Origin of the sequence: Streptomyces sp. ISL-43 (assembly GCF_018614195.1) — a bacterium.
Taxonomy (GTDB): domain Bacteria; phylum Actinomycetota; class Actinomycetes; order Streptomycetales; family Streptomycetaceae; genus Streptomyces.
The window spans coordinates 1-24011 of the sequence record NZ_JAGGOT010000018.1 but is presented as its reverse complement, the minus strand read 5'-3'; the positions used below and the strand labels follow the sequence as shown (position 1 = coordinate 24011).

The 24011-nt window shown below is 71.6% G+C and carries 19 protein-coding genes; 14 read left to right on the top strand and 5 right to left on the bottom strand.

Features of this window, described 5'->3' with window-relative positions; translation table 11 throughout:
* Positions 1–73: 73 nt before the first annotated feature.
* Entirely contained in the window at positions 74–1741 is a 1668-nt protein-coding gene (locus tag J7F03_RS10880) for a thiamine pyrophosphate-binding protein (RefSeq protein WP_214948507.1), read from the bottom strand.
* A 6-nt stretch (positions 1742–1747) separates the two neighbouring features.
* Positions 1748–2770, bottom strand: a complete 1023-nt coding sequence (gene speB / locus J7F03_RS10875; RefSeq protein ID WP_251071733.1) for an agmatinase — start codon at positions 2768–2770, stop codon at positions 1748–1750.
* A gap of 126 nt (positions 2771–2896) precedes the next feature.
* Between speB and J7F03_RS10870 the strand changes: the two genes are divergently transcribed.
* From J7F03_RS10870 to J7F03_RS10855, 4 genes are all read left to right on the top strand, one after another.
* Complete coding sequence (locus J7F03_RS10870) at positions 2897–4381, top strand: PucR family transcriptional regulator (protein ID WP_214948506.1); 1485 nt, start codon at positions 2897–2899, stop codon at positions 4379–4381.
* Positions 4382–4727: 346 nt separating this feature from the next.
* A complete protein-coding gene (locus J7F03_RS10865) occupies positions 4728–5885 on the top strand; it encodes an acyl-CoA dehydrogenase family protein (protein ID WP_214948505.1) in 1158 nt (385 codons plus the stop codon).
* Positions 5886–5904: 19 nt separating this feature from the next.
* The gene (locus J7F03_RS10860) at positions 5905–6783 is read left to right on the top strand and encodes an acyl-CoA thioesterase II (protein WP_214948504.1); all 879 of its coding nucleotides are present in this window, start codon (positions 5905–5907) and stop codon (positions 6781–6783) included.
* Positions 6784–6811: 28 nt separating this feature from the next.
* Positions 6812–7798: a cation diffusion facilitator family transporter gene (locus tag J7F03_RS10855; RefSeq protein ID WP_214948503.1), complete on the top strand. Its 987-nt coding sequence runs from the start codon at positions 6812–6814 to the stop codon at positions 7796–7798.
* Positions 7799–7861: 63 nt separating this feature from the next.
* Here J7F03_RS10855 and J7F03_RS10850 read toward each other — a convergent pair whose 3' ends face one another.
* Both J7F03_RS10850 and J7F03_RS10845 read right to left on the bottom strand, forming a co-directional pair.
* Entirely contained in the window at positions 7862–8668 is an 807-nt protein-coding gene (locus J7F03_RS10850) for a phosphatase (RefSeq protein WP_214948502.1), read from the bottom strand.
* 56 nt (positions 8669–8724) lie between these two features.
* Positions 8725–9303, bottom strand: a complete 579-nt coding sequence (locus tag J7F03_RS10845) for a TetR/AcrR family transcriptional regulator (protein WP_214948501.1) — start codon at positions 9301–9303, stop codon at positions 8725–8727.
* A gap of 100 nt (positions 9304–9403) precedes the next feature.
* Here J7F03_RS10845 and J7F03_RS10840 point away from each other — a divergent pair, with 100 nt between their 5' ends.
* The 10 genes from J7F03_RS10840 (at position 9404) to J7F03_RS10795 (ending at position 22837) form a co-directional block, all read left to right on the top strand.
* Complete coding sequence (locus J7F03_RS10840) at positions 9404–11020, top strand: carboxyl transferase domain-containing protein (protein ID WP_214948500.1); 1617 nt, start codon at positions 9404–9406, stop codon at positions 11018–11020.
* Between the two features lie 16 nt (positions 11021–11036).
* The gene (locus tag J7F03_RS10835; protein WP_214948499.1) at positions 11037–13169 is read left to right on the top strand and encodes a biotin carboxylase N-terminal domain-containing protein; all 2133 of its coding nucleotides are present in this window, start codon (positions 11037–11039) and stop codon (positions 13167–13169) included.
* Positions 13166–14098 (top strand): hydroxymethylglutaryl-CoA lyase, encoded by a 933-nt coding sequence (locus J7F03_RS10830; protein WP_214948498.1) that lies wholly within the window; start codon positions 13166–13168, stop codon positions 14096–14098. Before J7F03_RS10835 ends, J7F03_RS10830 begins: the two co-directional genes overlap by 4 nt.
* A gap of 8 nt (positions 14099–14106) precedes the next feature.
* Positions 14107–15267, top strand: a complete 1161-nt coding sequence (locus J7F03_RS10825) for an acyl-CoA dehydrogenase family protein (RefSeq protein ID WP_214948497.1) — start codon at positions 14107–14109, stop codon at positions 15265–15267.
* Between the two features lie 158 nt (positions 15268–15425).
* Positions 15426–16460 carry an ABC transporter substrate-binding protein gene (locus tag J7F03_RS10820; protein WP_214948496.1) on the top strand — a complete coding sequence of 345 codons (1035 nt, stop codon included), beginning with the start codon at positions 15426–15428 and terminating at the stop codon, positions 16458–16460.
* 91 nt (positions 16461–16551) lie between these two features.
* A complete protein-coding gene (locus J7F03_RS10815) occupies positions 16552–17541 on the top strand; it encodes a siderophore-interacting protein (RefSeq protein ID WP_214948495.1) in 990 nt (329 codons plus the stop codon).
* A 161-nt stretch (positions 17542–17702) separates the two neighbouring features.
* Positions 17703–19184, top strand: coding sequence for an aspartate aminotransferase family protein (locus tag J7F03_RS10810; protein ID WP_214948494.1), 1482 nt, complete (start codon positions 17703–17705; stop codon positions 19182–19184).
* Complete coding sequence (locus J7F03_RS10805) at positions 19168–20469, top strand: lysine N(6)-hydroxylase/L-ornithine N(5)-oxygenase family protein (RefSeq protein WP_214948493.1); 1302 nt, start codon at positions 19168–19170, stop codon at positions 20467–20469. Before J7F03_RS10810 ends, J7F03_RS10805 begins: the two co-directional genes overlap by 17 nt.
* Positions 20466–21056, top strand: a complete 591-nt coding sequence (locus J7F03_RS10800) for a GNAT family N-acetyltransferase (protein WP_214948492.1) — start codon at positions 20466–20468, stop codon at positions 21054–21056. Before J7F03_RS10805 ends, J7F03_RS10800 begins: the two co-directional genes overlap by 4 nt.
* Positions 21053–22837 carry an IucA/IucC family siderophore biosynthesis protein gene (locus J7F03_RS10795; protein ID WP_214948491.1) on the top strand — a complete coding sequence of 595 codons (1785 nt, stop codon included), beginning with the start codon at positions 21053–21055 and terminating at the stop codon, positions 22835–22837. The genes J7F03_RS10800 and J7F03_RS10795 overlap by 4 nt, the downstream gene beginning before the upstream one ends.
* Positions 22838–23509: 672 nt before the next feature.
* On the opposite strand, the gene J7F03_RS10790 is transcribed toward J7F03_RS10795, so the two are convergent.
* Positions 23510–23677, bottom strand: a complete 168-nt coding sequence (locus J7F03_RS10790) for a hypothetical protein (RefSeq protein ID WP_214948490.1) — start codon at positions 23675–23677, stop codon at positions 23510–23512.
* Positions 23678–24011: the final 334 nt, after the last annotated feature.

The following is a 24011-nucleotide window of genomic DNA, read 5'->3' as shown; positions in this document are numbered from 1 at the left end:
GTCGCCGCCCTCGCCGTGCGGTGGGGCCAGTGCCCCCGGCGCCACGGGATCGGGAAGGCGGTCTGGGCCGAGGTCAGAGGTGGGTCGGGGCGAACATCTTGAGGGTGGCCGGGAGGACGAGGACCGAGGGGCCCGGCTCGGCGAGGGACTTGGACAGGTCCTCGCGGAGGGTTTCCGGGGTGGTCGTGGTCGCCGGGATGTCGAAGGAGGCCGCCAGGGCGACGAAGTCGGGGCGGGTCAGGGACGTGCCCGTCTCGCAGCCGTACTCGCGCAGGATGCCGTAGCCGCCGTCGTCCACGATCAGCCAGGTGACGTCCAGGTCGTGCTGCTTCGCCGTGGCCAGGTCCGCGATCGAGTACATCGCTCCGCCGTCGCCCGAGACGGCCAGCACCGGGGTGCCCGGTTCGGCCGCGCACGCGCCGAGGGCCGCCGGGAAGGCGTAGCCGAGGCCGCCCGCGCCCTGCGCCGAGTGCATGGTGTTGGGGTGCTTGGCGTCGAAGGCCGACCAGGCCCAGTAGGACAGGATCGTCATGTCCCAGAAGGACGGGGAGCGCGCGGGCAGGGCCGCGCGGATCGAGGCGAGGAGCTGCTGTTCCAGGCCGACGTCCTGGGTGGACAGGCGGGCAGCGATGTCCGCGAGGAGCAGGCGCACTCGCTCGGGGGCCTGCGGGTCCTCGCGCTCGGAGACCGTTTCGAGGAGCGCCTGCAGGGCGAGGCGGGCGTCCGCGTGGATGCCGAGGCCCGCGTGGTTGGACTCCAGCTTTCCGAGGTCGGCCTCGATCTGGACGACCCGGCCCTCCGGGAAGAACGTGTGGTAGTTCGAGGAGAGTTCCCCCAGCCCCGAGCCGACGACCAGCAGGACGTCCGCGTCCTCCAGGAAGTCCGTCATGTGGCGGTCCTCCAGCCAGGACTGGAGGGAGAGCGGGTGGTTCCAGGGGAAGGCGCCCTTGCCGCCGAAGGTGGTGACGACGGGGGCGCTGAGCCGTTCGGCCAGCTGCTTCAGCTTGCCCGCCGCGTCCGAACGGATCACCCCGCCGCCCGCGATGATCACCGGGCGCTCGGCGTTCTCCAGCCAGTGCGCGGCCAGCGCCGTCAGCTCCGGGCGCGGGGCCAGCTCGTGCGGGGTCGCGTCCATGCCGGTGACCTGCGGGATCACCGTTTCCGCGCGCAGGACGTCCTCCGGGATCTCGACCCACACCGGGCCGTGCGGGGCCGTCAGCGCCGACTCCCAGGCCTCGGCGATCACGGACGGGATCTGGGAGGGGGTGCGGGCGGCGTGGACCGACTTGACCACGTCCCGGAAGGAGGCCGCCTGGTCCCGCAGCTCGTGCAGGTGCCCGCGCCGGCCGCCGCCCAGCCCCGGGGTCGGGACCTGTGAGGAGATCGCCAGGACGGGCGCCGACGCGGCGGCCGCCTCGGCGAGGGCGGGCAGCGCCATCAGGGCGCCCGGGCCGGTGGACAGGAGCAGCGGTACGGCCTCGCCCGTCATCCGGCCGTACGCGTCGGCGGCGAAGCCCGCGTTGTTCTCCGTACGCAGCCCGATCAGCCGCAGGTCGGAGCGCCCGACCGCGTCGAAGAGGCCGAGCGCGTGCTGCCCCGGCAGTCCGAAGACGGTGGTCGCGCCGAGCGAGCGCAGCGTCTCCACGACCAGGTCCCCGCCCGTCCGCCCCGGCGGCGGCGCGAGCGCGGCCGCCTTCTGGGCTTCGGTGGGACGGAGTACCAGGTCGTGGTCGTGCGTCACGTGCGCCTACTCGCCCTTCGGGTTCGCCTTCGCCGCAGCAGTGTGCTTACCGACCCTGCCTGGCGGCAGAGATCTGGCGGCAGAGATCTGGCGGCTCATGATCGTGGTGAGCTCGTACGCGGTGTGCGAGGCCGCGACCGAGGTGATCTCGGCGTGATCGTACGCCGGGGCGACCTCGACGACGTCGGCGGAAACGAGGTTGCAGGAGGACAGTCCGCGGATGATCTCCAGCAGCTCGCGGGAGGTCATGCCGCCGGCCTCCGGCGTGCCCGTACCGGGCGCGTGCGCCGGGTCCAGCACGTCGATGTCGATCGAGATGTACAGCGGGCGGTCGCCGATGCGCTGGCGCAGCTGGTCCGCGACCTCGTCGGCGCCGCGCCGGTAGACGTCGGCCGAGGTGACGATGCCGAAGCCCATCTTGGCGTCGTCGTCCAGGTCCTGCTTGCCGTACAGCGGGCCGCGCGTGCCGACGTGGGACAGCGCCTCGGTGTCGAGGATGCCCTCCTCCACGGCGCGGCGGAACGGCGTGCCGTGCGTGTACTCGGCGCCGAAGTAGGTGTCCCACGTGTCCAGGTGCGCGTCGAAGTGGAGCAGGGCCACCGGGCCGTGCTTCTTGGCGACGGAGCGGAGGAGGGGGAGTGCGATGGTGTGGTCGCCACCGAGGGTCATCAGGCGGGAGCCCGCGCCGAGGAGCTCGTCGGCGGCGGCCTCGACCTGGTCGACGGCCTCGTTGATGTTGAAGGGGTTCACGGCGATGTCGCCCGCGTCCGCCACCTGCGCGAGCGCGAAGGGGGAGGCGTCCTGCGCCGGGTTGTACGGGCGCAGCAGGCGCGAGGCCTCACGGATGGCGTTGCCGCCGAAGCGGGCGCCGGGGCGGTAGGAGACACCGGAGTCGAAGGGCACGCCGACGACGGCGACGTCCGCCTTGCCGCCGACCTCGTCCAGTCGGGGCAGCCGGGCGAAGGTCGCGGGGCCCGCGTAGCGCGGGATGCGGGAGGAGTCGACGGGGCCGCGCGGCTGCGTGCTCATGGGGGGTGCCCTTCTGGAGGTACTGCGGGTTCCTACGGGTGCGGTGCTTCGAGCGTAAGCCGACACCCAGAGCGCGCGAAGTGTACGTTTCATCCATCCGGCTCCCCTGATGTGTACGGAGTATCCATGGAGGCACCTCCCACCCCGCCGGTGGCGCTCGGCCGGCTGCTCGCCGACCACGAGCTGGGGCTGCGGCATCTGGCCGGGCCCGCCGAGGGCGAGGTGCACGGCGTCCACGCCTCCGAGATGGCGGACCCGTCGCCGTACCTGCTGGGCGGCGAGCTGCTGCTGACGGCGGGGGCGGGCCTCGCCGGGGCGGAGCCGTCCGCCGGCGGCCAGGCGGGCGGTCCGGCCGGCGGCCTCGCGCACGGCGGGACGGATGCCGGGGAGTACGTCGCCCGGCTCGTCCGCGCCGGGACCGCGGCCGTGGGCTTCGGCGTGACCCCGGTGCACGAGACCGTGCCGCGGTCACTCGTCGACGCCTGCGCCCGGCACGGGCTGCCCCTGGTGGAGGTGCCGCCCGGGACCCCGTTCACGGCGGTCGGCCGGAGCGTCTGGCGGCTGATGGCGCAGGCCAGGACCGGTGAGCTCCGCCGGGTCACCGAGGCCCAGCAGTCCCTGGCGGCGGCCGCCGCCCGCCCGGACCCGGTCCCGGCGGTACTTCGCCGGCTGGCGGCGACCCTGGGCGGCTGGGCGGGGCTGCTCCCGACCACGCCGCCGGAGGGCACGGGGGCCGCCGCGGCCGTGGCCGGGCCGCCGCCCGCCGCCGCGCCCGGAGCCGGGCCGCCGCCCGCCCCCGAGGTGCTGGCCGCGCTCGCCGCGCTCGCCCGCCGGGTGGCGCCCGGCTCCGCGGCCACCGCCACCGCCGCGCACGGTGAGCTCCACCTCGCCGCCCACGCCCTCGGCGACGGCCGGGCCCTGGCCCTCGCCACTCCCTCGCGGGCTCCCGGGGACCACACGGTCGCCTCGGTGGCTGCCGTCCTGCTGACCCTGCTCACCGCCCACCGCCCGGCCGGGGCTCAGGCCGCCGCCCTGACCCGGCTGCTGCTCGGCGGGGAGCCGGGCGCGGCGCTGGGTCCCGGGCCCTGGTACGCCGTCCACGCCCGGGGCGGCGGGGATCCGCAGGCCCTGGCGGCCGCGCTGGGCACCGTACTGCTGGACCCGCGCGAGGACGGCGTACGCCTGCTCACCGACCGGGAACCCGCCCCGCAGGCGGGCTGGCGGCTGGGGGTGAGCGCCGCGGCCGCGCCCGAAGGCCTGCCCGGAGCCGACGCGCAGGCCGGGCGGGCCCTGGAGCGCGCCGAGGCGGCCCGTACCCCGATGGCCCGGCACACGGATCCCGGCTTCGCGGGCCTGGTCGGCGAGGCCGAGGCCCGCGCGCACGCCGAGGCCCTGCTCGGCCCGCTCTCCCCCGTCCTGCGGGACACCCTGCGCGCCTGGCTGGCCCACCACGGCAGCTGGGACCGCGGGGCAGCCGCGCTCGGCGTCCACCGCAACACGGTCCGCCAGCGCATCGCCCGGGCCGCCGGCCTGCTGGGCGCCGACCTGGACGACCCGGACACCCGGATGGAGCTGTGGTTCGCGCTGCGGCACACCGAGCCGGACGGCTGACCCGCCGGGCGCCGCCATGGGCCGTCCCGGGCCGGCGGGACGTCCCCCTGACGGGGAGGAGGGGGTCGCGGTCCGTGACATCCGGGGCGACGCTTGGGACACGGCCGGACGGCTCCCCGGAGCCACAGGGATGGGGGCAGCGCCCACCCCAGGGCCCCACCGCCGTACGCGTACCCGCCCCGGCGGTCTGCGGCGGCTTCCAGTGCCGTGACCGGCAAGGTTCACCGGGTTCCGCCGCGGGCGTGCTCGACCTCACTCTGGACAGGAAGGATAACTCGCCGGTAACTTAGTCTGAGCAAGCGCTTAGGCATAAGCGGCGGACCGCCGCGACCGAAGGGAGCCGGCTGTGCGCCGTACCGTTTTTGACGAGGACCACGAGGCGTTCCGCGAGACCATCCGCGCCTTCATCGAGGCCGAGGTCGTCCCGGTCTACGACGAGTGGTTCGCGGCCGGCCAGGCCCCTCGCGAGTTCTACTACAAGCTCGGCGAGCTGGGCATCTTCGGGATCAACGTCCCCGAGGAGTTCGGCGGCGCGGGCCTGGACACCCACAAGTTCGAGGCCGTCCTCTACGAGGAGACCTCGCGCGCGGGCGTCCAGTTCGGCGGTTCCGGCGTGCACGTGCTGCTCGCCCTGCCCTACCTCAAGATGCTGGGCGACGACGAGCAGAAGAAGCGCTTCCTGCCGAAGTTCGTCAGCGGCGAGGAGATGTGGGCCCTCGCGATGACCGAGCCGGGCACCGGTTCCGACGTCGCGGGCATGAAGACCACCGCCAAGCTCTCCGAGGACGGCACGCACTACGTCCTCAACGGCTCCAAGACCTTCATCACGGGCGGCGTGCACGCCGACCGCGTGATCGTCTGCGCCCGCACCTCCTCCCCGCGCGAGGACGACCGCCGCTTCGGCATCTCCCTCTTCGCCGTGGACACCAAGTCCGAGGGCTACTCCATCGGCCGCAAGCTCGACAAGCTCGGCCTGCGCACGTCCGACACCGCCGAGCTGGCGTTCGTCGACGTGAAGGTCCCGGTCGAGGACCTGCTCGGCGAGGAGAACAAGGGCTTCCACTACCTCGGCGCCAACCTGCCCTCGGAGCGCTGGGGCATCGCCTTCGGCGCGTACGCCCAGGCGAAGGCCGCCGTCCGCTTCGCGCAGCAGTACGTGACCGACCGCACCGTCTTCGGCAAGCCGGTCGCGCACTTCCAGAACACCAAGTTCGAACTGGCCGCCTGCCAGGCCGAGGTGGACGCCGCCGAGGCGGTCGCCGACCGCGCCCTGGAGGCCCTGGACGCCGGTGAGCTCACCGCCGCCGAGGCCGCGTCCGCGAAGCTGTTCTGCACCGAGGTCGCGCACCGCGTCATCGACAAGTGCCTCCAGCTGCACGGCGGCTACGGCTACATGAACGAGTACCCGATCGCCCGCCTGTACGCCGACAACCGCGTGAACCGCATCTACGGCGGCACCAGCGAGGTCATGAAGTCGATCATCGCCAAGTCGATGGGCCTGTAAGGCACCCAGCCTTCACCCCATGAACGAGGCACTGACGACGCTCCTCGATCTGCTCGACCTCGAGCAGATCGAGGAGAACATCTTCCGCGGTACCAGCCGTTCGGCGCTGGTACCGCGGGTCTTCGGCGGCCAGGTCGCCGCCCAGGCCCTGGTCGCGGCCGGGCGTACCGTGCCCGAGGACCGCACCGCGCACTCGCTGCACTCGTACTTCCTGCGCGCCGGCGACGCGGGCGCGCCCATCGTGTACTCGGTCGACCGGATCCGCGACGGGCGCTCCTTCACCACGCGCCGGGTCGTCGCCGTCCAGCACGGGCAGCCGATCTTCCACCTCTCCGCGTCCTTCCAGACGTACGAGGAGGGCCTCGACCACCAGGCCGCGATGCCCGACGCGCCCGATCCGGAGACCCTGGCGACGGCCGCCGAGTCGCTCCCGCTCTACCGGGACATCTTCCGCGACCCGGGCACGGTGGAGCGGCTGATCGACGCGCGCGGCGCCGTGGACCTGCGGTACGCGACCGTCCCGCCCTGGGGCACCGTCGGCGAGCCGGTCGAACCGCGCTCGCAGGTGTGGTTCCGTACCGCCGGCAAGCTGGACAGCGCCGATCCGCTGCTCCACACCTGCCTGGCCACGTACGTCTCCGACATGACCCTGCTCGACTCGGTGCTCCTCGCCCACGGGCGGGGCGGCTGGGCGGTCGGCGACGTGGTCGGCGCCTCCCTGGACCACGCGATGTGGTTCCACCGGCCGTTCCGCGCGGACGAGTGGCTGCTGTACGACCAGGAGTCGCCCTCGGCGGCCGCGGGCCGGGGCCTGGGCCAGGCCCGGATCTGGACCCAGGACGGCCGGCTGGCCGTGACGGTCATCCAGGAGGGCGTGGTGCGCGTCCCGCGCGCGTAGTTACGACCGTCCGACGTACCGTCACTCCATGTCCAGCAGTGGTGGAAGCGAAGACGAAAGCGTCGGTACGGTCGCCGTCGCCGTCGTCACGAACCTCGGCATCGCCGCAGCCAAAGCGGTCGGCGGGATCGTCAGCGGATCGAGCGCGATGCTCTCCGAGGCCGCGCACTCGGTGGCCGACACCGTCACCGAGGTCATGCTGCTGGCCTCCCTCAAGCGCAGCGCGAAGCCGGCGGACGAGGCGCACCCGCTGGGATACGGCCCCGAGCGGTACATCTGGGCGCTCCTGGCCTCGATCGCCACCTTCGTCGGCGGCGCGGTGTTCGCGGTCTACGACGGCGTCCACACGCTGGTCCACGGGGAGGACCCGGGGAACCCCGCGCTGTCCTACGTCATCCTCGCCGTCGCCTTCCTGCTGGAGGGCTACTCGCTGCTGGTGGCCTGGCGGCAGGTCAAGGGCGAGGCCGCGCGGATGCGGGCGCCGCTGGGGCTGTACGTGCAGCACACCCCGGACACGGCGGTGAAGGCCGTCCTGCTGGAGAACGTGGCCGCGCTGATCGGCCTGGCGCTGGCGGCCGGCGGCCTGCTGGGCGCGCAGCTCACCGGATCGGGCGTCTACGACGGGGTGGCCTCGCTGCTGATCGGGCTGCTCCTGGTGTGGGTGGCGTGGGAGCTGGGCCGCTCGAACGCGCAGTACCTGATCGGCCGCCCGCTGCCGCCCGGGATGCGCGCGGAGGTACGGGAGGAGCTGCTCTCGGTGCTGCACATCGAGGGCGTGCTGGAGCTGACCACGCTGGTGCAGGGGCCGTCGGAGGTACTGATCGCGGCGAAGATCGACTTCCACGACCTGGCGTCGGCGCGGCAGGTGGAAGCGGCGTGCGAGGACGCGGAGGCCCAGCTGCGCGAACGCTTCCCGGCGATCCGCCGCGTGTACCTGGACCCGACCCCGACACCGGCCCCGCCGCCGGCGTCCGCGGGCGTCCCCGGTCCCCCCACTCCCGCGGGCGGGCCCTGAGCCCGGCCCGGACCCGAGAGACCCGGGGCTCCGCCCCGGCCCCCTGCGACGGCGTCGCGGGGTCTACAGCAGGCCCGCCGCGTCGAGCAGATACGCCACCATCGGGTCGTAGAAGCGCGGGTCGCGGACGTGGTCGTCCAGGGGGACCGCCACCTGGAGGGTGCCCTCGGCCTCGGCCAGGAAGAGCGCCGGGTCGTTGCAGTCCGCGTACCCCACCGCGTCCAGGCCGCGCTGCGCGGCGCAGCCCGCCCAGCCATGGTCGGCGACGACCAGGTCCGGCTGGGGGCGGCCGTGTCCCGTCAGGGCGTCCAGGATCGCCGCCATCGGCTCCGGGGAGTGGGTGTGCCACAGGGTCGCGCCGCGCTCCAGTACGGCGACGTCCGCGAACTGCCACACCGAGCCCTCGTCGGCCATGAGGCCCGGCGGGATCACCACGATCTCGCAGCCCGCCGCGCGCAGGGCGTCGGCCGTCGCCCGGTGGACGTCCAGCAGGCCGCCCGGGTGGCCGGTGGCCAGGAGCACGCTCTGCCGGTCCAGCGCGGCCTTGCGCAGCCGCGCCGCCAGCCGGTCCAGGCCGGCCACGGTCAGTTCCGGGTCGATGGTGTCCTGGCCGTACATGTACGCGGGCTCGTCCACGACCCCGCAGCGCTCCGCCATCACCGCGAGCACGTCCTGCTCGTCGCTCCAGCGGTCGCCCAGCTCCAGACCCAGCCAGTAGTGCCGGTCGCCGTTGGCGAGCTTGCGGTAGTGGGAGAGGTTGTTCTCGCGCGGGGTGGCCACCTGCCCCGCGATCCGCGTCCGGACCAGGTGGTCGACGAGTTCGGCGCGGCTGGGTACGGGCGTCTCTATCGGCTTCGGCATGCGGCCCATTCTGCCGCCGCGCGGGCGCAGGCGTCCGCCCCATCCCGACCGGCGGACACGTGACTTCATCCCGACAGCGCCCCGAACGCCCCGTTGGCGAGCCGCCGCAGCAGCGACTCCGTCGCCTCCCGGCCCAGGGCGGCCAGGTGCGGGGTGGAGTTCAGCAGGCCGAAGACCGCGTGCACGCAGACGCGTACCTCCGCCTCGCCCACCTCGGGGTTCAGCTCGCGCACGACATCGACCCACAGCTCGACGTACTGCCGCTGCAGCTGCCGTACGAGCTTGCGGTCCGCCTCGCGCAGCCGGTCGAGCTCGCGGTCGTGGAGGGTGATCAGTGCCCGGTCGTCGAGCGCGAAGTCGATGTGGCCCTCGACGAGGGAGGCCAGTACGCCGGCCGGGTCGCCGGCCGCCTCCTCCACCCGTCGGCGGCCGCCGGTCAGCAGCCGTTCGCTGATGCCGACGAGCAGCTCGGCGAGCATGGCGTCCTTGCCCGCGAAATGCCGGTACAGGCCGGGGCCGCTGATACCGACGGCGGCGCCTATCTCGTCCACGCCCACGCCGTGGAATCCGCGCGCGGCGAAGAGGCGGGCGGCCTCGTTGAGGATCTGCTCGCGACGGGTCGGTGCGGCCGCTCTGGTGCTCATGGAAATCCATTCTAGACAGGGCCGTTAGCGGTCGTTAACCTAAGCCCCACATGCGTTAACGCTCATTAACAAGCGTGTACCGAGCAAGGGAGCTCGACCGATGCAGCAGGCACCAGTGCTGACGAGCGCCGCCGACCCGGCGTCCGATGCCTGGCGGGCCAACGAGGCCGCCCACCGCGAGCTCGCCGACGGCCTGCGCGCCCGTCTGGAGGCCGCCCGGCTCGGCGGCGGGGAGAAGGCCCGCGCCCGCCACACCGCCCGCGGGAAGCTCCTGCCGCGCGACCGCGTGGACGCCCTCCTCGACCCCGGGTCCCCCTTCCTGGAGCTGGCCCCGCTGGCCGCCGAGGGCATGTACGGGGGCGCGGCTCCGGCCGCCGGGGTGATCGCCGGCATCGGCCGGGTCAGCGGCCGCGAGTGCGTGATCGTCGCGAACGACGCCACCGTCAAGGGCGGCACGTACTACCCGATGACCGTAAAGAAGCACCTGCGCGCCCAGGAAGTGGCCCTGGAGAATCGTCTCCCCTGCCTCTACCTCGTCGACTCCGGCGGTGCCTTCCTCCCCATGCAGGACGAGGTCTTCCCCGACCGGGACCACTTCGGCCGCATCTTCTACAACCAGGCCCGCATGTCGGGGGCCGGCATCCCGCAGATCGCCGCCGTCCTCGGCTCCTGCACGGCGGGCGGCGCGTACGTCCCCGCCATGAGCGACGAGGCCGTCATCGTGCGCGGCCAGGGCACCATCTTCCTCGGCGGCCCGCCGCTGGTGAAGGCCGCCACCGGCGAGGTGGTCACGGCCGAGGAGCTCGGCGGCGGCGAGGTCCACTCCCGGACCTCGGGCGTCACCGACCACCTCGCGGAGGACGACGCGCACGCGCTGCGGATCGTACGGAACATCGTGGCCACCCTGCCCGAGCGCCGGGCCCTGCCCTGGTCGGTGGAGGCTCCCGAGGAGCCCAAGGTGGACCCGTACGGGCTGTACGGCGCGGTCCCCGTCGACTCCCGCACCCCCTACGACGCCCGCGAGATCATCGCCCGGATCGCGGACGGCTCCCGCTTCCAGGAGTTCAAGGCGGAGTTCGGGCAGACGCTGGTCACCGGCTTCGCCCGGATCCACGGCCACCCCGTCGGGATCGTCGCCAACAACGGCATCCTGTTCTCCGAATCCGCCCAGAAGGGCGCGCACTTCATCGAGCTGTGCGACCAGCGCGGCATCCCGCTGCTCTTCCTCCAGAACATCTCCGGCTTCATGGTCGGCCGGGACTACGAGGCCGGCGGCATCGCCAAGCACGGCGCCAAGATGGTCACGGCCGTGGCCTGCACCCGGGTCCCGAAGCTGACCGTCGTGGTCGGCGGCAGCTACGGCGCCGGCAACTACTCCATGTGCGGGCGGGCCTATTCGCCGCGCTTCCTGTGGATGTGGCCCAACGCCAAGATCTCCGTGATGGGCGGCGAGCAGGCCGCGTCCGTCCTCGCGACGGTCAAGCGGGACCAGATCGAGGGCGCCGGCCAGGAGTGGCCCGCCGAGGACGAGGAGGCCTTCAAGGCCCCGGTCCGGGAGCAGTACGAGGCACAGGGCAACGCCTACTACGCGACCGCCCGGCTGTGGGACGACGGGGTCATCGACCCGCTGGAGACCCGGCAGGTGCTGGGACTGGCCCTGACCGCGTGCGCGAACGCCCCGCTGGGCGACTCCGCTTTCGGCATCTTCCGTATGTGACGTGAGGACCTCACTGATGTTCAGCACTGTTCTGGTGGCGAACCGGGGCGAGATCGCGGTCCGGGTCATCCGCACCCTGCGGCAGCTCGGCATCCGCTCCGTCGCCGTCTTCAGCGACGCGGACGCGGACGCCCGGCACGTACGCGAGGCCGACACGGCCGTCCGGATCGGCCCGGCGGCGGCCGCCGAGAGCTATCTGTCGGTGGAGCGGCTGCTCGACGCGGCGCGCCGGACCGGCGCCGAGGCCGTCCACCCCGGCTACGGCTTCCTCGCGGAGAACGCGGCCTTCGCGCAGGCCTGCGCGGACGCCGGACTGGCCTTCATCGGGCCGCCGGCGAGCGCGATCTCCCTGATGGGCGACAAGATCCGGGCCAAGGAGACCGTCAAGGCGGCGGGCGTGCCCGTGGTCCCCGGCTCCTCGGGCAGCGGCCTGTCGGACGCCGAACTGGCCGCCGCCGCCGAGGAGATCGGCATGCCGGTCCTGCTGAAGCCCTCGGCGGGCGGCGGCGGCAAGGGCATGCGGCTGGTACGGGACCCAGGGCTGCTGAGCGAGGAGATCGCGGCGGCACGGCGCGAGGCGCGGTCCTCCTTCGGGGACGACACGCTGCTCGTGGAGCGCTGGGTGGACCGGCCCCGGCACATCGAGATCCAGGTACTGGCGGACGCGCACGGGAACGTGGTGCACCTCGGCGAGCGCGAGTGCTCGCTGCAGCGGCGCCACCAGAAGGTGATCGAGGAGGCCCCGTCGGTCCTGCTGACGCCAAAGCTGCGGGAGTCGATGGGCGCGGCGGCCGTGGAGGCGGCGCGCTCGTGCGGGTACGTCGGCGCGGGCACGGTGGAGTTCATCGTGCCCGGCTCCGACCCCTCCTCGTACTACTTCATGGAGATGAACACCCGGCTCCAGGTCGAGCACCCGGTGACGGAGCTGATCACCGGGCTGGACCTGGTGGAGCAGCAGCTGCGGGTGGCGGCGGGCGCCGAGCTGGGCTTCGGCCAGTGGGACGTCGTCCTGACCGGGCACGCGATCGAGGCCCGGGTCTGCGCGGAGGATCCGGCACGGGGGTTCCTGCCCTCCGGCGGCATGGTGCTGGCGCTGTCCGAACCGTCCGGCGGCTCCGTGCGGACGGACTCCGGGCTGGTGGCGGGGGTGGACACCGGGTCGACGTACGACCCGATGCTGTCGAAGGTCATCGCGTACGGCCCCGACCGCGCGACCGCTCTGCGGGTGCTGCGGGGCGCGTTGGCCGACACGGTCATCCTGGGCGTCCAGACCAACACCGGTTTCCTGCGGAGGCTGTTGGCGCATCCGGATGTGGTCTCCGGGGACCTGGACACGGGCCTGGTGGAACGGGACCTCCCGTCCCTGCTCCCGCCGTCGGTCCCGTCGGAGGTGTACGCGGCGGCGGCACTGCTTTCCGCCCCCCACCCCGCCCCTTCCCGAAACCGGGGCTCGGCCCCGGCCCCCGCGCCTCAAGCGCCGGCGGGTCCGGAGGGGTGGGTCGACCCCTTCAGCGCCTCCAACGGGTGGCGCCTGGGCGGCACCCCCGCCTGGACGGTGCACCACTTCCGCCTGCCGGGCCAGGACCCGGTGGAGGTCCGCACCCGGCCCGCCGGGACGGACCCGGGGCAAGGCCCCGACCCGCACACGGAGCTCCTCCTCCGCGCAGCCGACTCCGCCGATCCGGCCTCGTCGGCATTCGAGGCGCGGGGGCTGGGGGGGAGCCCCAGCGCACCGGCCCGGGGTCGGATCGTCCACCGCGCCCCCGACCACGTCACCATCGAGCTCGACGGCGTCACGCACCGGTTCAGCCACGCCACCTCCCCGGAGGGGACCTGGCTCGGCCGCGACGGTGACTCCTGGCACGTGCAGGCCCACGACCCCGTGGCGGCAGCCCTCGGCGGCCGGGGCCACACCGGCGCCGGAACCCTCGCCGCCCCCATGCCCGGCACCGTCACCGTCGTCAAGGTGGCCGTCGGCGACAGGGTCGCGGCCGGGCAGAGCCTGCTCGTCGTCGAGGCGATGAAGATGGAGCACGTCATCTCCGCCCCGCACGCCGGCACCGTGACCGAAATCGACGTCACCCCCGGCACCACCGTCGCCATGGACCAGGTCCTGGCCGTGGTCGCCCCGGACGAGGAGAGCGAATGAACGGGCTGCCCATGACCGTTGCCGCACCCGGGCTGCCGGCCCGGGTCCGCATCCACGAGGTCGGCGCGCGCGACGGGCTGCAGAACGAGAAGACGGCCGTCCCCACCCACGTGAAGGCGGAGTTCGTCCACCGGCTGGCGGCCGCGGGGCTCAGCACCATCGAGGCCACCAGTTTCGTGCACCCCAAGTGGGTCCCCCAGCTGGCCGACGCCGAGGAGCTCTTCCCGCTCCTCGCCGACGTGGAGGCGGCCCTGCCCGTCCTCGTCCCCAACGAGCGCGGCCTCGACCGCGCGCTGGCGCTCGGGGCCACCCGCATCGCCGTGTTCGGTTCGGCCACCGAGACCTTCGCCTCCCGCAATCTCAACCGCACCGTCGCCGAGTCCCTCGCCATGTTCGAGCCCGTCGTGGCCCGGGCCAAGGACCAGAAGGCGCACGTGCGCGGCTATCTCTCGATGTGCTTCGGCGACCCCTGGGAGGGTCCGGTCCCGGTCGACCAGGTGGTCGGCGTCGCCAAGGCCCTGCTCGACCTCGGCTGTGACGAGCTGAGCCTCGGCGACACCATCGGCGTCGCCACCCCGGGGCACGTCCAGACCCTCCTGAACGAGCTCAACGAGGCGGGGGTCGCCACCGACCGGATCGGTGTGCACTTCCACGACACCTACGGCCAGGCCCTGTCCAACACCCTCGCCGCGCTCCAGCACGGCGTGACCACCGTCGACGCCTCCGCCGGCGGCCTCGGCGGATGCCCGTACGCGAAGAGCGCCACGGGCAATCTCGCGACCGAGGACCTCGTCTGGATGCTGGACGGCCTCGGCATCGAGACCGGGGTCGATCTGGCCGCCCTCACCGCCACGAGCGTGTGGATGGCCGAGCAGCTGGGGCGCCCCAGCCCCTCCCGTACCGTCCGCGCCCTCTCCCACAAGGAGTAACGAAGACCATGGCCCTCGACCACCGGCTCACCCCCGAGCACGAGGAACTCCGCCGCACCGTCGAGGCGTTCGCGCACGATGTCGTGGCGCCGAAGATCGGCGATCTGTACGAGCGGCACGAGTTCCCGTACGAGATCGTCCGCGAGATGGGCCGCATGGGCCTGTTCGGCCTGCCCTTCCCGGAGGAGTACGGCGGCATGGGCGGCGACTACCTCGCCCTCGGCATCGCCCTGGAGGAGCTGGCCCGCGTCGACTCCTCGGTCGCCATCACCCTGGAGGCGGGCGTCTCCCTGGGCGCCATGCCCCTCTACCTCTTCGGCACCGAGGAGCAGAAGCGGCAGTGGCTGCCGAGGATGTGCTCCGGGGAGATCCTGGGCGCCTTCGGCCTGACCGAGCCCGGTGCGGGCAGCGACGCGGGCGGCACCCGCACCACCGCGGTCCGCGAGGGCGACGAGTGGGTGATCAACGGCTCGAAGTGCTTCATCACCAACTCCGGTACGGACATCACCGGTCTGGTCACCGTCACGGCCGTGACGGGCCGCAAGGCCGACGGCCGCCCGGAGATCTCCTCGATCATCGTCCCGTCCGGCACCCCCGGCTTCACCGTGGCCGCCCCGTACTCCAAGGTGGGCTGGAACTCCTCGGACACCCGCGAACTGTCCTTCGACGGCGTACGGGTCCCCCTCGCCAACCTGGTCGGTGAAGAGGGCCGCGGCTACGCCCAGTTCCTGCGGATCCTCGACGAAGGCCGCGTCGCCATCTCGGCGCTGGCGACCGGGCTCGCGCAGGGCTGCGTGGACGAGTCCGTGAAGTACGCGAAGGAGCGGCACGCCTTCGGCAAGGCGATCGGCGACAACCAGGCCATCCAGTTCAAGCTGGCGGACATGGAGATGCGCGCCCACATGGCCCGGATCGGCTGGCGCGACGCGGCCTCCCGGCTCGTGGCGGGCGAGCCGTTCAAGAAGGAGGCGGCCATCGCGAAGCTGTACTCCTCGACGGTGGCCGTCGACAACGCGCGCGACGCCACGCAGATCCACGGCGGCTACGGGTTCATGAACGAGTACCCGGTGGCCCGCATGTGGCGCGATTCGAAGATCCTGGAGATCGGCGAGGGCACGAGCGAGGTCCAGCGCATGCTGATCGCCCGCGAGCTGGGGCTCGGGGTCTAGCCGCGCCAACGCCCGACGGCACGCGCGTCGCAGGACCATCGCAGGACCAGGGGGCCCAGATTGGTTAGGGCCCCCTTACCGTTTTCAGCCAAGGTTAGGCTAACCTTCCTTTCGAACGGCCCGACGGCCGCCCGGCACGCATGAAAGCGGACATCGACATGCCCAAGTCCCGATCCTCCCTCCTCACCCGCCGCGGTCTCATCGCGGCAGGCGGCGCTCTCGGCCTCGTCGCCGCGCTCACCGCCTGCGGCAACGACTCCGCGAAGGACGAGTCGGGCAGCAAGGGCGCCGCGGCCTCGGGTCCCTGGTCCTTCAAGGACGACCTCGGCAAGGACCCCCTGTCCGCCAAGTCCACACCGAAGAACATCGTCGCCTTCACCGGCACCGCCGCCGCGCTGTACGACTACGGCATCAACGTCAAGGGCGTCTTCGGCCCGACCAAGACCGCCGACGGCAAGGCCGACGTCCAGGCCGGCTCGATGGACATCTCCAAGGTCGAGATCCTCGGCAACGTCTACGACGAGTTCAACGTCGAGAAGTACGCCGCGCTCCAGCCCGACCTGCTGGTCACCAACACCTGGGACGGCACGTACTGGTACGTGCCGGAGGCCTCCAAGGACAAGATCCTGAAGCTCGCCCCGGCCGCCGCGATCGGCGTGGGCGGCGACGTCACGATGGACAAGGCGCTGGCCCGCACCGCGGAGCTCGCCAAGTCCCTGGGCGCCGACATGAACGCCAAGAAGGCCGTCGACGGCAAGGCCCGCTTCGAGGCGGCCTCCGCGAAGCTCCGCGAGGCCACCAAGGCGAACCCGGGCACCAAGGTGCTCGTCGGCTCCGGCTCCGCCGACCTGTTCTACGTCTCCACGGCCGCCACCTCCGCCGACCTGAAGTACTTCCAGTCGCTCGGCGTCGAGTTCGTCAACCCGGAGAAGACGGACGAGGGCGGCTTCTTCGAGAGCCTCAGCTGGGAGAACGCCGGCAAGTACAAGGCCGACGTCGTCCTCCTCGACAACCGCACCGGCACCCTGCAGCCGACCGAGCTGAAGGCCAAGCCGACCTGGGCCGAGCTGCCCGCCGTCAAGGCGAACCAGGTCACCCCGCGCGTGACCGAGCCGATCTACTCGTACGAGAAGTGCGCGCAGATCCTGGAAGACCTCGCGAAGTCCATCCAGAACGCCAAGAAGGTCAGCTGACCCTCGGCCGACCGGCCCCGGCGCCTCACCCAGGCGCCGGGGCCGCTTGCCGTCGCCCGTCATCGCACCGATCCGCAGGGGGACCCTCCGCATGACCGCCGCCGCATCCGACGCCGCCCAGGCCTCCGCGCCCCGGGCCACCGGGGCCGCTGACGCCGCTCCGACCACCGAAGCCGCCCCGGCCGTCGCGCACTTCCGGTTCTTCGAACTCGAAGTGGCGCGCACCCGCCGCCTCGGCCACTCGTTCCTGCGGATCACCTTCGGCGGCGAGTCCCTCGCGGACTTCCGCTCGGGCGGCTACGACCAGAGCCTCTCCCTGTTCCTGCCGCCCGCGGGCCGCGAGCACACCGTGCTGCCGTCCACGGGTGAGGACACCTGGTTCGCGGACTGGCGCGCGATGGCCGACGAGGAGCGCCCGGTGATGCGCTCCTACACCGTCCGCGAGCAGCGGCGGACGCCCGAGGGTGTGGACGAGGTCGACATCGACTTCGTCCTGCACGGCACTGCGACATCAGCCGCCGACGCGGCGGGTTCCCCAGCCGCCTCCTGGGCGGGCCGCGCGGTGACCGGCCGGCGGATCATGGCCATCGGTCCGGCCGTCGCGGAGAACAAGTCCGTACGCTTCCAGCCGCCTGCCGCCACCGACGCGATCTTGATGTACGCGGACGAGACCGCCCTGCCCGCGGCCGCCGCGATCCTGGACCGGCTGGCGAAGGGCACCCGGGTCAAGGCCTGGTTCGAGGTCCCGCACGAGGACGACCGGCTGGCCCTGTCGACGCCCGCCGACGCGGACATCACCTGGGTCGTCCGGGAGCGCGGTGCGGGCGGGGAGCGCACCGAGCGGCTGCTGGAGGTGCTCCGGGCGGCCGAAACCCCCGCCGCCGAAGCCCCGTACGCCTGGATCGCGGGCGAGTCCGCGACGATCCGGGCGGTGCGCAGACATTTCGTGCAGGAGCGGGGCGTCGACCGGCGCGCGGTGCGCTTCACCGGCTACTGGCGGCTCGGGGCGAGCGAGGAGGAGCTCCTCGCGGAGGCGTACGCGGGTCAGGCACCCAGCGAGGACCCGACGGCAGCCCTTTAGCTCCGCGGATCCACAGCACGGCTTCAACCGCCGTTCGGCTGAAAACACTTGGAATGGGCTCCGGCTTCGGCCGGGGCCCATCTCCATTTGGTGCGAAAGTTAGGTTAGGCTAACCTAAGTCCCGCACCCCCCATCCTCTCCCCCTGCCCGGAGGAAAGTTGATGCGTCAGCATCTGCTCAACGAGACGACCGCGGACCTCTACCGGCGTTCCGTCACCGAGGGAGTCGCGCGCGTCGCGGCCAAACTCGCCACCACGGAACGGCCCCACACCGGCATGTCCGTCGACGCGCTCGCCCCGGTCATCGCCGGCATCGACCTGGACGCCCCGCTCGAAGACGCGGCCGCCGCCCTGGACGAGCTGGAAGAGGTCTACCTCCGCGACGCGGTCTACTTCCACCACCCGCGCTACCTCGGTCACCTCAACTGCCCGGTCGTCATCCCGGCCGTGCTCGGCGAGGCCGTCCTCTCGGCAGTCAACTCCTCCCTCGACACCTGGGACCAGTCGATCGGCGGCACGCTCATCGAGCGCCGCCTGATCGACTGGACCGCGCAGCGCATCGGCCTCGGCCCCGACGCGGACGGCATCTTCACCTCCGGCGGCAGCCAGTCGAACTTCCACGCACTGCTCCTGGCCCGCGACGAGGCCTGCCGAAACGTCATGAAGAACAGCTCCCGCGAGCTGCCCAAGTCCGAAGTCCTGCCGAAGCTGCGCATCTTCACCTCCGAGGCCGGCCACTTCAGCGTGCAGAAGTCGGCCGCCATGCTCGGACTGGGCTACGAGGCCGTCATCTGCGTCCCCGTCGACCGCAACCGCCGGATGGACACCTCGGTCCTCGCCCTGGAACTGGAGAGCTGCGCCCGCGAGGGCCTCTTCCCCATGGCCGTCGTCGCCACCGCCGGCACCACCGACTTCGGGTCCATCGACCCGCTCCCCGAGATCGCCCGCCTGGCCACCGAGCACTCCGCCTGGATGCACGTGGACGCCGCGTACGGCTGCGGACTGCTGGTCTCCCCCACCCGCCGGCACCTGCTCGACGGCATCGAGACGGCGGACTCGGTGACGGTCGACTACCACAAGTCGTTCTTCCAGCCCGTCAGTTCCAGCGCCCTGCTGGTCCGCGACCGCGACACCATGAAGCACGCCACGTACCACGCGGACTACCTCAACCCGCGCCGGATGGCGCAGGAGCGCATCCCCAACCAGGTCGACAAGTCCATCCAGACCACGCGCCGCTTCGACGCGCTGAAGCTGTGGATGACCCTGCGCGTGATGGGCGCCGACGGCATCGGCTCGCTCTTCGACGAGGTCATCGACCTGGCGGCGGCGGGCTGGGACGTCATCGACGCCGACCCGCGCTACGAGGTCGTCGTCAAGCCGCAGATCTCCACCCTGGTCTTCCGCTTCGTCCCCGAGGGCGATGCGCGCGCCGACCTCGTGGACGAGGCGAACCTGCACGCCCGCAAGGCCCTGTTCGCCTCCGGTGAGGCCGTCGTGGCCGGGACCAAGGTGGACGGCCGGCAGTACCTGAAGTTCACCCTCCTCAACCCGCAGACCACGACGGCCGACATCGCGGCCGTCCTCGACCTTCTCGCCGCACACGCCGAGCAGTTCCTGGGAGAATCCCTTGCCGTCCACCGTTAAGCCCCGCGACTTCATCGGAATCGGTCTCGGTCCCTTCAATCTGGGACTCGCCTGCCTGACCGCGCCGATCGACGAGCTCGACGGCCTGTTCATCGAGTCGAAGCCGCACTTCGAGTGGCACGCCGGAATGTTCCTGGACGGCGCACACCTCCAGACGCCGTTCATGTCGGACCTGGTGACCCTCGCCGACCCGACCTCGCCCTTCTCCTTCCTGAACTACCTGAAGGACAAGGACCGGCTGTACTCGTTCTACATCCGGGAGAACTTCTACCCGCTGCGCGCCGAGTACAACGAGTACTGCCGCTGGGCCGCCGACCGCCTCGACAACGTCCTGTACTCCACCTCGGTCACCGAGGTCACCTACGACGAGCGGGCGGGCCTGTACGAGGTCCACACCGACCGCGGCGAGACCCACCTGGCCCGCCGCCTGGTCCTGGGCACCGGCACCCCGCCCTTCATCCCGCAGGCGTGCGCGCATGCCGGCGGCGACTTCACCCACAACTCCGCCTACATGCAGAACAGGGCCGAGCTGCAGAAGAAGAAGTCGATCACCCTGGTCGGCTCGGGCCAGAGCGCGGCCGAGATCTACTACGACCTCCTCGCCGAGATCGACGTACACGGCTACCAGCTCAACTGGGTCACCCGCTCCCCGCGGTTCTTCCCGCTGGAGTACACCAAGCTGACGCTGGAGATGACCTCCCCCGAGTACGTGGACTACTTCCACGCGCTGCCCGAGGACACCCGCTACCGCCTGGAGACCCAGCAGAAGAACCTCTTCAAGGGCATCGACGGCGAGCTCGTCAACGCCATCTTCGACATGCTCTACCAGAAGAAGGTCACCTCGCCGGGCCCGGTCCCCACCACCCTGCTGACCAACACCTCGCTGAACAGCGCCGCGTACGACACCACCACGGGCTCGTACACGCTGGGGCTGCGCCAGGAGGAGCAGGAGCGCGACTTCTCCCTCGCCACCGAGGGCCTGGTCCTCGCGACCGGTTACAAGTACTCCCTGCCCGAGTTCCTGAACCCGGTCCGCGACCGCCTGAACTTCGACGGCCACGGCCGCCCCGACGCGGCGCGCAACTACAGCATCGACACCACCGGCCGCGGCGTGTTCCTCCAGAACGGCACGGTCCACAACCACTCGATCACCTCGCCCGACCTGGGCATGGCCGCGTACCGCAACGCGTACATCATCGGAGAGCTCCTCGGCCGCGAGTACTACAAGGTCGAGAAGTCCATCGCGTTCCAGCAGTTCGCAGCCCCGGAAGGCGCTTTCGCATGAGCACCACCACCGACCACCGGTTCACCCGCACCGATGCCGCCCTCGGCACCTTCGCCGTCCGGCCGCTGGACCCCTTCGCCGACGCCGAGCTGCTGCACGGCTGGGTCACCCACCCCAAGGCCTCGTTCTGGATGATGCAGGAGGCCTCGCTGCCGGACGTCGAGCGCGAGTACATGCGCATCGCCGCCCACGAGCACCACGACGCCTTCATCGGCCTCCACGAGGGCCGCCCCGCCTTCCTGATGGAGCGCTACGACCCGAGCGAGCTGGAGCTGGTCGGCCTGTACGACGCACAGCCCGGGGACGTCGGCATGCACTTCCTCGTCGCCCCCAGCAGCGCCCCCGTGCACGGATTCACCCGCGCGGTCATCACCACCGTCATGGCGGCCCTCTTCGCCGACCCGGCGACGCGCCGCGTCGTGGTGGAGCCCGACGTGCGCAACACGGCCGTGCACGCGCTGAACGAGGCGGTCGGCTTCGTGCCCGACGGCCCGGTCACCAAGCCGGAGAAGGAAGCCCTGCTGAGCTTCTGCACCCGCGAGCAGTTCGAAGCCGCCACCGGCCTCACCACGGGAGCGTCGATATGAGCCTCACCGACGCCGTCGCCCACCTCTCCCCCGAGCTGTGGGCCCGCGCCAACCGCGCCCTGGTCAAGAAGGCCCTGGCCGAGTTCTCGCACGAGCGCCTGCTGACCCCGGCGCCGCTGGGCGGGGACGCGTACGCGGTCCTCAGCGACGACCGGACGGTGGAGTACCGTTTCACCGCCGTCCTGCACTCCCTGGACCACTGGGCGGTGGACGAGGCGTCCATCACCCGCCACCGGGACGGCGCCGAACTGCCACCGGACGCGATCGACTTCCACATCGAGCTGAAGGACTCGCTCGGTTTGAGCGCCGAGGTCCTGCCGGTCTACCTGGAGGAGATCTCCTCCACCCTGGCGGGCTCGGGCTTCAAGTACACGAGGCCGCAGATCCCCTCCGCCGTCCTCGCGAAGTCCTCCTTCCAGGACATCGAGACCGGCATGACCGAGGGCCACCCCTGCTTCGTCGCCAACAACGGCCGCCTCGGCTTCGGCGTGCACGAGTACCTCTCGTACGCCCCGGAGACCGCGAGCCCGGTCCACCTCGTGTGGGTGGCGGCCCGCAAGGACGTCTCCACCTTCACGGCGGGCTCGGGCCTGGACCACGACTCCTTCATGCGCGCCGAGCTCGGCGAGCCGGCGGTGGAGCGGTTCGAGGCCTCCCTGCGGGCCCTGGACCTGGACCCGGCGGACTACCACTTCTTCCCGGTCCACCCCTGGCAGTGGTGGAACAAGACCACGGTCACCTTCGCCGCGGAGATCGCCAACCGCCGTCTGGTCCTGCTGGCCGAGGGCGAGGACGCGTACCTCGCCCAGCAGTCGATCCGTACGTTCTTCAACACCAGCGCCCCCGAGAAGCACTACGTCAAAACGGCCATCTCGGTCCTCAACATGGGCTTCATGCGCGGCCTGTCCGCCGCCTACATGGAGGCCACCCCGGCCATCAACGACTGGCTGCACCAGCTGATCCAGTCGGACGAGGTCCTGCGGTCGGTGAACTTCTCGATCATCCGCGAGCGCGCGGCGATCGGCTACCACCACCGCCAGTACGAGCGCGCGACCGACCGCTACTCCCCGTACCGCAAGATGCTGGCCGCGCTGTGGCGCGAGTCCCCGGTGGCCTCGCTCCAGGGCGAGGAGCGCCTCGCGACGATGGCCTCGCTCCTGCACGTGGACGGCGAGGGCAACTCCTTCGTCGGCGCCCTCATCGCCGAGTCGGGCCTCACCCCGGCCGAGTGGCTGCGCTCGTACCTGAACGCCTACCTGGTCCCCCTCCTCCACTGCTTCTACCAGTACGACCTCGCGTACATGCCGCACGGCGAGAACACGATCCTCGTCATCGAGAACGGCGTGGTGAAGCGGGCGATCTTCAAGGACATCGCCGAGGAGATCGTGGTCATGGACCCGGACGCGGTCCTGCCGCCGGCCGTGGAGCGGGTCCGGGCGGACATCCCGGAGGACATGAAGCTGCTGTCGATCTTCACGGACGTCTTCGACTGCTTCTTCCGCTTCCTGGGCTCGATCCTGGTCTCGGAGGGCATCTGCGAGGAGGACACCTTCTGGAAGGCCGTGGCCGACTGCGCCCACGACTACCAGGACTCGATCCCGGCCCTGGCGGACCGCTTCGCCCGCTACGACCTCTTCGCGGACGAGTTCCAGCTGTCCTGCCTCAACCGCCTCCAGCTGCGCAACAACAGGCAGATGGTCGACCTCGCCGACCCGTCGGCCGCCCTCCAGCTGATCGGCACCCTCAAGAACCCCGTCGCGCGGTTCGCCGCGCGACGGTGATCGGGAGGCGGGCCCGTCATCGCCATCGGCCGGCCGCGAGCCGTCGAGACACGAGGTCCATTCCGCTCCCCCACGGCCCACCGATCCGCAACGGCCGCGACGAGGAACAGCCCCGGGTATCAATGGCGGCTGAGCGGGCTGTGGACGACGAATGGGTGATGGAGGGGGCGACGCGTTCTTCCCGGCAGGTATGAATCCACCCCTATGTGTACTTTGTGACCGTCTGCTTGCACCGGGTAATCAGTGCGCGCGAATGCCGAAGCACGGAGGGTAAGTATTCATGCACAAGCTCCAGCAGGTCGTGATCGTCACTATGGCGGTGGGGAGTCTGGCCGTCCTGGGCGCGGGAAGTGCTCACGCCGACGCGAGTGGCCACAGTGGCCGGTCTTCCAGCGGTCTGAGCGCGTGGGGCGGGCAGACACCGCCGACGCCGCACACACCGAGGATTGCTCAGCTGCCACAACTTCCGCAGCTCCCGCCACTTCCGCAGCTCCCGCGGCTTGCTCAACTGCCGCAACTTGCGCACCTCCCGCAGGCTAGGCCCCAGGCGTGGCTGCAGGAGAATGCAGCCGAGAAGCAGGCGTTCAAGCTGGCCACCGACGGCGTGGCATACGCGCCGTACTCGCCGTATGCGCCCTACTCGCCATATACGCCATATACGCCATACGCGCCCTACTCGCTGAATACCCTGAGCACTCCGAACACCCCGAATACGCCCAACACGCCGAACACCCCGAACACTCCGAATACGCCCAACACCCCCAACACCCCCAACACCCCGAACACTCCAAACACTCCGAACACGCCCAACACGCCGAATACGCCGAATACGCCCAACACATCGAGCGTTGTGTAGGCGCTGTCGAAGCCTGAAGGCTGCTTGGCTCTTCACATCACACGGCGGCGCCGCGCAGTGTCTTCACTGCGCGGCGCCGTCATGTGGTCAGTGCATCACCTCGACTGCTGGGGGGGTTGGGGGCGTTTGGGGTGTTGGCTCAGGCACCCGGGGTGTTGGGGGTGTTGGGGGTGTTCGGAGTGTTGGCCCCACCACCACCCGGGGTGTTAGGAGAGTTCGGGGTGTTGGGGGTGTTCGGGGTGTTGGCGCCACCGCCACCCGGAGTGTTGGGGGAGTTAGGCGTGTTCGGGGTGTTCGGCGTGTTGGCGCCACCGCCAC

Coding starts and splice junctions, on each gene's coding strand:
- speB (WP_251071733.1), bottom strand. CDS start 2,770: ATGAGCACGCAGCCGCGCGGCCCCGTCGACTCCTCCCGCATCCCGCGC.
- J7F03_RS10870 (WP_214948506.1), top strand. CDS start 2,897: ATGGAGGCACCTCCCACCCCGCCGGTGGCGCTCGGCCGGCTGCTCGCC.
- J7F03_RS10860 (WP_214948504.1), top strand. CDS start 5,905: ATGAACGAGGCACTGACGACGCTCCTCGATCTGCTCGACCTCGAGCAG.
- J7F03_RS10855 (WP_214948503.1), top strand. CDS start 6,812: ATGTCCAGCAGTGGTGGAAGCGAAGACGAAAGCGTCGGTACGGTCGCC.
- J7F03_RS10850 (WP_214948502.1), bottom strand. CDS start 8,668: ATGGGCCGCATGCCGAAGCCGATAGAGACGCCCGTACCCAGCCGCGCC.
- J7F03_RS10845 (WP_214948501.1), bottom strand. CDS start 9,303: ATGAGCACCAGAGCGGCCGCACCGACCCGTCGCGAGCAGATCCTCAAC.
- J7F03_RS10840 (WP_214948500.1), top strand. CDS start 9,404: ATGCAGCAGGCACCAGTGCTGACGAGCGCCGCCGACCCGGCGTCCGAT.
- J7F03_RS10835 (WP_214948499.1), top strand. CDS start 11,037: ATGTTCAGCACTGTTCTGGTGGCGAACCGGGGCGAGATCGCGGTCCGG.
- J7F03_RS10830 (WP_214948498.1), top strand. CDS start 13,166: ATGAACGGGCTGCCCATGACCGTTGCCGCACCCGGGCTGCCGGCCCGG.
- J7F03_RS10825 (WP_214948497.1), top strand. CDS start 14,107: ATGGCCCTCGACCACCGGCTCACCCCCGAGCACGAGGAACTCCGCCGC.
- J7F03_RS10820 (WP_214948496.1), top strand. CDS start 15,426: ATGCCCAAGTCCCGATCCTCCCTCCTCACCCGCCGCGGTCTCATCGCG.
- J7F03_RS10815 (WP_214948495.1), top strand. CDS start 16,552: ATGACCGCCGCCGCATCCGACGCCGCCCAGGCCTCCGCGCCCCGGGCC.
- J7F03_RS10810 (WP_214948494.1), top strand. CDS start 17,703: ATGCGTCAGCATCTGCTCAACGAGACGACCGCGGACCTCTACCGGCGT.
- J7F03_RS10800 (WP_214948492.1), top strand. CDS start 20,466: ATGAGCACCACCACCGACCACCGGTTCACCCGCACCGATGCCGCCCTC.
- J7F03_RS10795 (WP_214948491.1), top strand. CDS start 21,053: ATGAGCCTCACCGACGCCGTCGCCCACCTCTCCCCCGAGCTGTGGGCC.